The organism is Alicyclobacillus acidiphilus NBRC 100859 (assembly GCF_001544355.1).
Taxonomy (GTDB): Bacteria; Bacillota; Bacilli; order Alicyclobacillales; family Alicyclobacillaceae; genus Alicyclobacillus; species Alicyclobacillus acidiphilus.
Genome location: NZ_BCQI01000085.1, coordinates 1 through 11,527, shown reverse-complemented (window position 1 = coordinate 11,527; position 11,527 = coordinate 1). Strand labels below are relative to the sequence as shown.

Sequence of the window (11,527 nt, the reverse complement as noted above, 5' to 3'; positions counted from 1 at the left end):
AGCTGCTTGAATCCCGCCTGCAGACGGCGGCGCAGAAAGAGGCAACCTACGTGTCATTCCTGGCTGAACTGCTGGAGGAAGAGCTTTCCCAGAGGCGGCATCGCTACGTGCAGACACAGGTCCAGCGTGCGCACCTGCCATACCAAAAGACGCTGGACGAGTTCGACTTCGCGTTCCAACCCAGCGTTGACAGGAGGGCGATTGAGGAGTTCGCAACACTTGGCTTTATCCAGGAGGCGTTCAACATTGTCTTCCTTGGTCCGCCCGGTGTCGGCAAGAGCCACCTTGCCGTGGCACTGGCCCTAAAAGCGCTCAGTTCCGGCTACTCCGCCTACTTCGTGAGCGTAACGGATCTGGTTGCGGATCTACGTAGAGCGAATGCAGAAAACAAGCTCGACATCCGGATGCGAAAGTATCTGCGGCCAAAGCTGCTTGTAGTCGATGAGATCGGATACTGTCCGTTTGGGCGGGAAGAAGCGAATCTGTTCTTCCAACTCGTCAGCACTCGCTACGAGCACGGCAGCATCATCCTCACCAGCAACAAGAGCTTTGCAGAGTGGGGTGAGCTTTTCGGAGATGCCGTGTTGGCTTCGGCACTACTAGACCGACTCCTTCACCACAGCCATATTGTCAACATCCGTGGGCAGAGCTACAGATTACGGGAAAAGGTGAGAGTCGGCGTTTATGGCGCCCCACGAGAAACCGTGACGACGTCCTGATTCAGCGCCGCTGGGTGGGTCAAAATTAACCCGGCGAAATGGGTCAAATGAAATCCGGCGTTGACACATCCCAGGAATCGGCGAGAGGATCGCGGCAACGATTATCTCTGAAATCGGGGAGATAGACCGGTTTAATCACCCCAAGAAACTGGTGGCTTACGCCGGTGTAGATCCAAGTGTATTCTCTTCCTGCAAGTTCACAGCTACGATAAACCGGATTACAAAGCGCGGTTCTAATACGCTAAGACATTCGTTGTTCGTCGTAGTGCTGTGCAGTTTAAGAAAATCCGGAAACAAGCGCCTCAAAGCCTTTTATGACAGGAAACGAGAAGAAGGAAAACCCCACAAAGTGGCGGTTATCGCATGCACTAACAAGCTGCTTCACTGGATTTATGCACTGCTTAAGCGGAGAGAACTCTTCCTAGACTTAGCTTAACTGCTACGTATACCACGCTCAATGAAAAACCTTCCATAAATAAAAGGAGGGTTATTTGGTACACCCGAAATTACTGTAACATGAGAGTAAAGAAAAATTCGCTGGGAATCTTGACAAACTATTAGCTGGGTTAGCGCACGGGTTCATGGACCCACGGGGGCGAACGTCCAACCCGGCTACCGCAGTAAACCCCTATAACAAAAAGGGGTCAACCAGTAATAACTGGCGACCTCATAATACGAAGGGGGTGAAATTGGCGATCAGCGATGCTCATGAAGGATTGCGGGCGGCGATTGAAACGACGCTGGTCGGAGCAACGTGGCAGCGTTGCAAGGTACATGTTATGCGCAGCGTATTGAGCCAGGTGCCGAAGTCGTCGCAAGCCATGGTGTCCTCGATTGTTCGAACGATTTTTGCCCAGCCAACACAGGAGGCTGCGAAAGAACAGCTTGCTCTCGTGGTAAAGCAATTGAAGAGCCGTTTTCCGAAGGCGATGGATGTGTTGCAGCGAGCGGAAGAAGACGTATTGGCGTACATGGCATTCCCGAGGGAGCACTGGCGGCAAATCTGTTCAACGAATCCACTGGAGCTGTTGAACCGAGAAATCCGCCGACGCATGGACGTCGTTGGGATCTTCCCAAATCGGGACTCTGCAATCCGGCTTGTGGGAACCATTCTGCAAGAGCAGGACGAGGAATGGAGTATTGGACGCCGCTACTTTAGCCTGCAGTCGATGGCCAAAGTCACAGGCAACCAAGCGTTGCTGGCACCGACTTCGGTTCTGCATAAGTGATGTGTGTCACGTAGTCGAGGCACTCGATGAAATTCCACCACTAGTATGTTCAACTCGTACCTCAAAGTTTTTGAGATACAATTCTCGTAGTGGTCGGGTATTCACGAATTACACCATGAGACTCGGTTCTCGACGTCAAGACTGTGAACCCGGACCTTGCGAGAGTGTACGAATGAGCTGGATGTTGGGAGGCTAGTTTGGCTTCCTCTGCGAATGTAGCACTAGTTTGTAGCTCGTAAGGTTTCTGGGACCCGCCAATGGAGGTATTTTTTTCGTGTATTTTGTCGGGATTGATATTGGCAAACGTAATCATGAAGCTTGCATCATCGACGTGAACGGAAAAGTCCAGCAAAAGACTCTGCGATTCTCAAACAACCAGGCCGGTGGCCAGAAGCTAATTCAGTGGATGCGTGCAGTCGATCCGAATTTAACATCAATCCAGGTAGCCATGGAGGCTACTGGACACTACTGGCTTGCTCTGCATTCATTCTTACGTAAACATGGGCTCCGGCCCCATGTCATCAACCCGATTCAATCCGATGCATTTCGCAACATGTACATTCGGCAAACCAAGAATGATGCCAAGGATGCTTTCATTATCGCTGAGGTGCTGCGCTTCGGCCGACATACAACGACTGAATTGGCGAGTGAAGAAATCGTTGCCTTACGCCAATTGAGCCGGTTTCGGTTTAGTCTGGTTGACACGATTTCCGACCTGAAACGGAAAGTCATCAGTATCCTGGACACGCTATTCCCCGAGTATGAACGAGTGTTTTCTGACCTATTTGGTAAGACGTCCTCCGAGTTGCTTGTGGAATACACGACGCCAGAAGAAATCCTAGCCGTGGACACGGAGGAGCTCGCCGCATTTATTGCACAGCATAGTCGGAATCGCCTTGGCCTAGACAAGGCGGTGGAGCTGAAATCTGCTGCCGAGTCATCGTTCGGGATCGATATGGCTCTTGATGCGTATCGCCTACAATTGCGTCTGCTTCTGCAACAAATTCGGTTCACTGAGGAGCAGCTCGAATCTCTCAACGCTGAAATAATTAAAGCGATTGGAATCAGTCGATAGTAACCTAGTGACTATCCCAGGCATTGGTCCTGTTTTAGCCGCTGCGATTCTTGGTGAAATCGGTGATATTTCCAGGTTTCCGACCGGAGCGAAACTCGTTGCCTACGCTGGAATCGACCCAACTGTACGACAGTCTGGTCAATTCAACGGCACACGTAATCGAATGTCAAAACGTGGCTCACCACACCTTCGACGGGCAATTTGGCTGGCCGCCAGTACCGCTACAACGTATAACCCTATACTCCGAGATTTTTATGAACAGAAGCGAGCCGAAGGCAAGCATCCCATGGCAGCTACAGGCGCCGTCGCACGAAAGCTAACATACATCATCCATGCCGTGCTGCGAGACCGGAAGCCGTATGAACCAATCGCATAAAATCCTATTTCAACCGAACATTCGAATTATTAGTCTGTTTTTCACAGGCTTACTTAAATGCGTCCTTAAACACCACTTCCTCTCATCGTTCTTGAAACTCGATAATGGACTTGACATCATATAGCTGGTCTTGACGGGACACTACCTGGTCAACATTTATGTTAGCGAACACAGCGCTCACCACCTCAAATATTATTACCCACAATCACAACACACAAACCCTATAAAACAAACATAAACATTATCAACATGTGGATAATGTTTTCACCTACATTTTCACCATGGAAACATGATTTATCAACAGAAAAACCGCGCAGCGGCGCGGTTCGGGAATGTGGATGACCCATTTTTCAACAGCTAAACTGTCAAAGACGAGCTAGAACGGAAGCGCAGATACAATTGGGGATCCAACGGCTGATGCAGAATCCTACCAGTTTCGTCATTGCGCACCGCCCATCGACTATCCGGAGCACCAACGTCATCCTGGTGACGAATCACGGGCGAATTGCGGAACATGGTACCCACGACCAACTGTCGTCTGCCCGATGGCTTTACACCGAGTTGTACCATGCACAGCTCACACGGATAGGCATAGAAGAACCTGTGTGAACCCGTGGGTGCGGACGAACGGCCGCATCTACTAGTTTTTAACCGACGTCCTTACTTTCGGGTATTCGAATAAAAGAACAGAAGGGAACCGGTCTGGAAAACAACATCTAAGCATTTGGTAACCGATCCCGGCAAGACCAGGCATCAAACCTAGTGATTCGACTCCATTAGGAACTCCACATCTATAATTCCCTTCACATTCCCTATTATCTATAACCACCCTTACAACAGATCGCGCCATTTCGACTAGGTCATTCCTATGGAATTTTACCCCATATGCCAGAAGGAACTCCGCAATCCCCATGTTACCATGACAAAGACTGTCATTGCTAAGCCGTGTAGACGAAGCTTGCTTGATCACGGGTTCTATGTCCTTTCGACTTCCACCGTCGTCCAAAACGTCACTTAAATATGTGCTAGCAAGCCCAAAACCAATTGCACCATTACACCAAGTAAGCGACATGCTCTCGTTTTGAAAGTTCTTATTCTCCAATTCAAGGCATTGTTTGGCGACAGACTTATATCGGGAATTCGAAGCAAACTGCGATATCTTGTATAAACTTAGGGCGATCCCACTCAATCCGTGCCCCATTCCACTTCGCAGTCTACGCGCGCTGCCCTTGCTTACCTCTATAAATCTGTTACATAACTCGTCCGCGTACTTCTGAGCATAATCTAGGAAGATTACATTATTTGTAATTTGGAATAAATTCAACAAAAGAACAACAGTACCTGATACTCCCGCGACAAAATCTATTTCGTCGTCGGATATCTCGCACGACTTGAGATACTCTATTAAATTATTTTTACGAGCCTCCCATCTATCGTCTTCTCCAATAAAACACTTTACAGTTTCATATGCGTAAATGGATGATAGACTGCCATAAAAAACAGATAGACTGTTTGAGGAACGCGAAATATCAGTATCTGATGTCCTATTGAGGGCTAATCTTGCGATTTCTTTATACTTGGCATCCTGCAGGAACTCACCCAGTGAACCAAGGAATAGAGCAATTCCGGCTAACCCGTCATAAAGACTTGGATTTAATTCACCGTAGCTCCACGCACCATTTTGTACACAAAGACCTATCCAAGTTGCAGAAGATTCGTCGATGATTGCTTGCTCAATCAAATGGTCACCGATTGACTTTACCTCCTTCAATACCGATTCGATGTCGCAGGGCTCGATTTGTCTATAGTTAACTGGATTACTATCATTCGCTACTGGCTGATTTACCAGCCCTCCACATAACAACGTCGCTCTGATAACATTAATTTCACGTTGAATAGTCTGGGGATTTTGCTTTAAGACCTTTGTCCTTACTCGATCATAGCTCGAGTTTTGGAATATGCTCTTGATTAGACGCCCGTCACTGTTAATTATGTCTACGGAATTGGGGTAGGTTGCAAAGTATGGGATATCCCCACGAATCAGATCGTCAATTTCCGAAGAAGTTACTTCACCACCATAAAGAGGTCGAGCTTTACAAAGCGTGTGTAAAAACTTCTCCCTAGACACTGCATCCCGCATGAAGTCTGGATGAAACGAGTCGAACAACAGACTGGCATATTGGTTGGTCGGACGCAGAACAATTCGTACCAAGGCTTCATTGAGTCCCTTCAGTGGGCCGTCTACGTCAAAAAATTCGTCATTTTTATTCATGACAATATGCATCATAGCACTAAATCCATCAATAAACTCAGGGATGTAGTCAATGATTTCTACTGCTCTACCATTAAACATAAGAAGATTTTGAGCCCCAGGCATCATCCTGGTTTTGCGGACCACCTTCATTTCGTCCGTGTTTTGGTTCTCTATAGATGGGACCGGGAACGGAGACAGCTGCGGTTTTCCCCCGATTCCACTTAGGTCAACACCCTTGCTTTCCCCCGACTGAAAAAATCGAACAGGTAGTAGGCCAGTACCTCTTACAGAGTCTAGCATTCTCATTTTAACTTGCTCACTTATTCCTAATTTTTCGCTTGGTAATGGTACATTAAAGAACAGAGTCTCCAGATCCACAAAAAGAGGATTTTCGCCGCAAGCTATTATATTCTCAAAATGAAAATCACATCCATTTAGACAGTGAAACAGTCCCAAAAACGCACCAAGTCTATAGTAATAACGACGAATGTCAGATGGTGAGCTACAGGGCCTTTGTTCGATATATTCCTCCCATCCATATTCACCTTTGTCCAGGATCCTATAGTGAAATAATTCATACTTGAGCCCATTTTTATTTGCCCAATTAAGAATTTGGGTAAATATAGAAGCCATCCTTAATGACCGCGGCTTGTATATCAATTTGCGATCATCTGAGAATCGGAGTTGATATACTGCACTCCCCTGTTTATGTGAATCACCTAAACCAGCATTTAGCTCCGTAACTATTGTAGACGACAGATTAAACTTGCGTCGTAACTCATCAAAATCCTCATTTAACCTAGACAACGCCTTTATCACGTTCTGGACAAAAAAGTACGTTCTAGTCCCAAGGATTCTGGCCAGAACTGGATATTCTGTATAGTACGCATATAAATTACTGCGATTAAGTTTATTCCTTACAAAAGATTCAAATCTATCATCAGGAGTTTCACCTTCAAGCTCTCCGAGAACCCTGGAAACATTTAGCTCTAGTATAAGAGTCCGGTGAGCAATATGGAGTAGTTCTTGGGCCAACCCTTTAACTACAGATTTCATTAAGTTGTCTGACATAAATATCTTAGTATATGAATTAGTATTCCTTGATAGTTCATTTTTTGCCCATAGAATAAATGGGCGAATAGCCATTGAAAGGGTTAAAGGTACGCTTTCGTCAATTGGATTGCTTTCATTTTCCGAAAGTCCATATATTAGTACCTTGTACCAATTAGACTCCTGTATAAAACGATCCATTGATTGAACAGAGCAGGTTTGGTTGTCCCCTCTTGGTTCACCACTGTATAAGGCCTTTCGAAGTTCGATATTTAGAGTCCTTAACGCGAGTTCTCTGTCCACCATCAAACCTGTACCTCCCAAAAACTCTAATTCTAGAAGCTGCAGGTACGCAACGTATACTCGATATTGTCGCGTACCAAGCAACTTCTAGATAATCCGTTACAATACACTAGACCTTGTAAAAGTGCCCAAAAGACGATTTAGAAACAGCCGTCCGTCAAGGTGATAATGACAGTTCCAATAGTAAACCCGCAGGGTTCGGAACTGACGGTAATCGTCGTCGGAGTTGTTTCCGGCTGAACATCCCCATGGATCGCATTCATGGCCGCTATGTCTCCCGCCGGATGATACGGAACATTTTCTAAAGTGCTACGAAACTCCGGATCCTTCCATGCCTTCACAATTTGTTCATTCGTCATTTTAATGATCCTCCTTTGCAAATATGTTCTAGTGTATTGCAACTAATTCCAAACTATCATGTCTGTTAATGAATTACAACTTCGCAAAAATGTATGGTGCGTGATAGGATATAGCACATCTCACGAAACAATTACTGACTAAATTAGAATTTTAGCAACATTGATCCCTTGCAGGATATCCTTCAACGAATGGGTGGAGTCCCGTCACGAATCGTATTCGAACAACGCAGGTGGCATTGGCTGGCGCGTCAGTAACCAGGTAAGAATGGTTAAGCTGTTCCTAGGATGCAAGGCGCACTACTGCTTTGGAGTCGCATTTTGCAATCCATGTGCTGGATACGAAATGAGGAATGTTGGGAACAAGGCGGGTGTTTGCGGAGAAACTTCCTTGTCCCGCTTCCAGCTGTTGTAGACTTGCAAACAACTAACTAGGAGCTTCTCCCCCGCTACAAGGCTGATTTGCGGCGGGGGCACTACCAGAAGGGTGTATCGAGCAACTGTTCACTGGAGACCGTCAGACGTTGTTATACCTGCCTGGAGAACCGCGTGCCGTATGTCGCTACACGCATGTGAAAACGGATGAGTATGGGAGGTTCTCGGTTAATGGGAAGCATTACTACTCGCCGTCGTCCGAGTGGGCCGAAGAGAGATCGGTGTACGTCGGAGTCCATACGGTTGAGCCCCTCTTGCCTACAAGGTGATCCAATCGGTATACATCTACGTCTCGACGGTACCAAGGGCAGAGACACAGTGAGTGTACAAACCACACTGTGCCGGCTTCTGCGCAGCCCCGGGGCTTGGCGTAACGGCCTGCTGTCAACATCGGATTTAATTCCTCAAAAAAATCGGGTTGATTTCCCCAAAAACATCGGTTTTGATTTCCTCAAAATCATCACGTAAGATTCCCCGGACATATGTTCGGTTAGTCTCTCACCTCCTAGTATATTGATGTTACGTACTCCAAAGAGTTTTGAGATAAAATTCTCGTAGCGGTCGGGGTACTACGATCACCTCCTTGGGACCATTGGTTCTCGACAGAAAGAGTGTAGTCCCCGCCTTGCGAGCGTTTACGAATGAGCTGGATGTTGGAGGGGTTGACCCCTGTCTTCGAATCTCAAACTAGGTTGTAGATCGCCAGGTTGTGCGGATCCGACCCATTTGGAGGTACGTGCTGTGTATTTTGTTGGTATTGACATTGCCAAACGCCATCATGAAGCCTGTATCATCGACTCAGCTGGGCAGAGTCAAGGCAAGACACTACGTTTTCCAAACACGCAGGCTGGTGGCCAGAAGCTGATCCAGTGGATGCAGCATGTCGATCCCGATTTGTCATCCACAGAAGTCGCTCTGGAAGCTACAGGCCACTACTGGTTGGCGTTACACTCGTTTCTCCGTAAGCATGGTGTCAAGGTTCATGTCATCAATCCCATTCAGTCGGATGCATTTCGCAACATGTACATTCGACAGACCAAAAATGACACGAAAGACGCATTCATCATTGCTGAGGTGTTGCGCTTTGGACGGTACACCACGACAGAACTCGGCAGTGACGAAATCGTTGCCTTACGCCAATTGAGCCGGTTTCGGTTCAGTCTGGTCGATTCCATTTCAGACCTAAAGCGGCAAGTCATCAGCGTGCTCGATATGTTGTTTCCCGAATACGAGCGACTGTTCTCCGACCTATTTGGCAAGACATCCTCCGAACTGTTGATGGAATACACAACGCCGGAAGAAATCCTTGCCGTAGATACAGAAGAATTGGCGGCTTTCATGGCCAAACACAGTCGGAACCGTCTCGGACTGGACAAGGCGGAGGAGCTCAAGTCTGCCGCTGCCTCGTCGTTTGGCATTGACACAGCGCTGGATGCGTATCGGCTACAATTGCGCCTGCTTCTTCAGCAAATTCGCTTTACAGAGGAACAGTTAGAATCCCTGGACGCCGAGATAGAAAAACGCCTGAAGAGTATGGACACCAATCTCGTGATGATTCCGGGAATTGGTCCGGTTCTTGCTGCTGCGATACTCGGTGAAATCGGAGACATTTCCAGATTTCCAACTGGCGTCAAGCTCGTTGCGTTCGCTGGGATCGACCCTACGGTGCGAAGTTCGGGCGAATTTACCGGAACCCACAACCGAATGTCCAAACGAGGCTCACCGTACTTACGACGGGCGATTTGGCTTGCTGCAAATGTCGCCAAAATGCACAACCCAATCCTTAAGGATTTTTACGATCAGAAGCGTGCCCAAGGGAAACACCACCTGGCTGCAACGGGCGCTGTCGCCCGCAAAATGACGTACATCATTCATGCCGTTCTGCGGGATAAGAAGCCATACGAACCAATGGCGTAAGGTAGCAAATCGACTGAACATTCAAATCACGTCTGTCTTTGACAGGCTTATATAGATGCGCCTAAAAATCACTTCCCTTCATGGTTCTTAGAACTCGAAAGAGTGCTTGACATTAGATAGCTGGTCTCTCGCAGGGCATGGGTCACGCCCGCCTTGAGTTTATCCTTCATCCGGTAACTATTCCCGCGTATGTTGACCGTTGTCGCGTGGTGAAGTAAGCGATCAAGTAAAGCCGACGCCAACACCTGATCCCCAAACATGGTTCCCCAGTTGGTGAAACTTGTATTGGACGTGATAATCATCGCCCCTTGTTCATACCGCTCCGAGACCAGACGAAAGAAGTTTGCTGCATCCAGCGCGTCCAGTGGCAGATAACCAACCTCGTCGCAGATGAGAAGTTTCGGTTGGATGTACACCTTCAATCGCTTCTCTAAGCGGCCCTCCTGATGTGTTTTTCGTAAATCGGCGACCAACCGCTGCATGGTGACGAAATACACACTCATTCGGTTTTGCAAGGCCTCCATCCCCAGTGCCACAGCCAAATGTGTCTTGCCTACGCCGGGCGGACCGAGGAGAATGACGTTGTTGCGTTCCTCCACGAACGACAGTTGTGCTAATTCCCTGATTTGTCGTTCGTCGATGGACGGCTGAAACGTAAAATCGAAGTCTGCCAGCGTCTTGTGATACGGGAAGTGTGCTAGGCTGAGGCGAGTATGGAGGTAGCGGTTGAACCGCTCCTCCGTCTCTGCCTCTAACAGACGAGACAGAAACTCGACATACGTCGCCTGTTTTCCCGCAGCCCACTCCAGGCTGGCTGGGAGAATCGACGCGGCCTTCTTTAGCCCTAGTTCCAACAAGGATTCTTCCGTCTTGGCCAATAACAATGCTTCGCTCATTGCAATTGCCCCCCTGATGCGATTTGCTCATACACGTCCAGATCCCGTTGTTCCACGTCGGGTTCGACTTGAAGACCCGCGACTTTGCCCCGTGAATGCCTCGGCGTATCCATGGGAATGCCTTTTACGTGCTCAGGGTTGATGGAGACTTGGTGCTTGTCCACGAGACTATGCTCGGCGATAACCTGACCGCCATATTCAATTTGTAGACGACCCGTTTCAAACGCGCGCACTAGCACATTTTTTCCCACGTACTGCCACGGCACAGAATACAGGCTGGCATTCCATGAGATTCGACAGTCGTTGAGGACCTTACGCAATGCGGTATACGCCAACAGATACCGATGTTTCGGCAGCCTCTGTAGTTTTTCGTCAGGGAACCGAGACTGCGGCCGCTCATGTGTTGTCCCATGGATGCGGATATTGGCAACGGTATCTCTCCATATGACTGCTTGCTGATTGACGTCTGCCAAGTCCACAAACGCGGTCGGCCAAAAGCTGTCGCGGATATAACGAATCGGGCGCTCAATGTTTCCTTTCGTGCGGCTGCGATAGGGTTTGCAGGCCTTGGGAACAAACCCATAATACTTGGCGAAATCCAAATAAGCCGGTTGCCAGTCCACGTGTCCATGTCTGTCGTTGGACAGAACGAGCGGTGCACAGTTGTCACTGAGAATGGTCTTTGGCACCCCGTCAAAATACTCAAGTGCATTGCGCAGGGCTCGTAGGATATGCAGTTGGTCTGACGCTTTGATAAACTCCAAGTAGAGCATCCGGTATACTGGCCCCAGAGTCAACCCAGACAGATGACGTGAGGTAAAATAGACGTAGTGAGGTGTTTGACTCATGCCAGGACGTAAGTGGACTGTGGACGAGAAAATGAACATTGTGTTGGAAGGGATGGTTCCCGGGGCAAA

The 11,527-nt window shown here is 48.1% G+C and carries 6 protein-coding genes and 3 pseudogenes; 5 read left to right on the top strand and 4 right to left on the bottom strand.

The features are described from left to right. The 4 genes and pseudogenes from istB (AAC01S_RS16980) to AAC01S_RS16970 all read left to right on the top strand — a co-directional run. The coding region (istB, locus tag AAC01S_RS16980; RefSeq protein WP_157071260.1) for an IS21-like element helper ATPase IstB at positions 1-719 on the top strand (719 nt) is incomplete at its 5' end. Positions 720-786: 67 nt separating this feature from the next. After that, a pseudogene (locus tag AAC01S_RS19035) lies at positions 787-1,155 on the top strand (transposase); the annotation flags it as partial. A 241-nt stretch (positions 1,156-1,396) separates the two neighbouring features. After that, positions 1,397-1,948: pseudogene (locus tag AAC01S_RS16975) on the top strand (IS256 family transposase); the annotation flags it as partial. Between the two features lie 274 nt (positions 1,949-2,222). Then, positions 2,223-3,399, top strand: a pseudogene (locus tag AAC01S_RS16970) (IS110 family RNA-guided transposase). A gap of 640 nt (positions 3,400-4,039) precedes the next feature. Here the strand turns inward: AAC01S_RS16970 and AAC01S_RS16965 are convergent. Beyond that, positions 4,040-7,009: a type 2 lanthipeptide synthetase LanM family protein gene (locus AAC01S_RS16965; RefSeq protein ID WP_245630270.1), complete on the bottom strand. Its 2,970-nt coding sequence runs from the start codon at positions 7,007-7,009 to the stop codon at positions 4,040-4,042. A 137-nt stretch (positions 7,010-7,146) separates the two neighbouring features. Further along, on the bottom strand, positions 7,147-7,365 hold the full coding sequence (locus tag AAC01S_RS16960) for a mersacidin/lichenicidin family type 2 lantibiotic (RefSeq protein WP_067625256.1): 219 nt from the start codon (positions 7,363-7,365) through the stop codon (positions 7,147-7,149). Positions 7,366-8,538: 1,173 nt separating this feature from the next. On the opposite strand from AAC01S_RS16960, the gene AAC01S_RS16955 reads away from it, so the two are divergent. After that, on the top strand, positions 8,539-9,714 hold the full coding sequence (locus AAC01S_RS16955) for an IS110 family RNA-guided transposase (protein ID WP_067625254.1): 1,176 nt from the start codon (positions 8,539-8,541) through the stop codon (positions 9,712-9,714). A gap of 68 nt (positions 9,715-9,782) precedes the next feature. Here the strand turns inward: AAC01S_RS16955 and istB (AAC01S_RS16950) are convergent, their stop codons facing one another. Continuing rightward, positions 9,783-10,610 (bottom strand): IS21-like element helper ATPase IstB, encoded by an 828-nt coding sequence (istB, locus tag AAC01S_RS16950; protein WP_067625252.1) that lies wholly within the window; start codon positions 10,608-10,610, stop codon positions 9,783-9,785. After that, positions 10,607-11,527 (bottom strand): Mu transposase domain-containing protein (locus AAC01S_RS16945; RefSeq protein ID WP_441394807.1); only part of this gene is annotated, 921 nt, incomplete at its 5' end. The genes istB (AAC01S_RS16950) and AAC01S_RS16945, both read right to left, overlap by 4 nt.

Excerpts from the sequence above, each read along its gene's own strand:
- AAC01S_RS16965 (WP_245630270.1), bottom strand. The coding sequence starts at position 7,009 with ATGGTGGACAGAGAACTCGCGTTAAGGACTCTAAATATCGAACTTCGA.
- AAC01S_RS16960 (WP_067625256.1), bottom strand. The coding sequence starts at position 7,365 with ATGACGAATGAACAAATTGTGAAGGCATGGAAGGATCCGGAGTTTCGT.
- istB (WP_067625252.1), bottom strand. The coding sequence starts at position 10,610 with ATGAGCGAAGCATTGTTATTGGCCAAGACGGAAGAATCCTTGTTGGAA.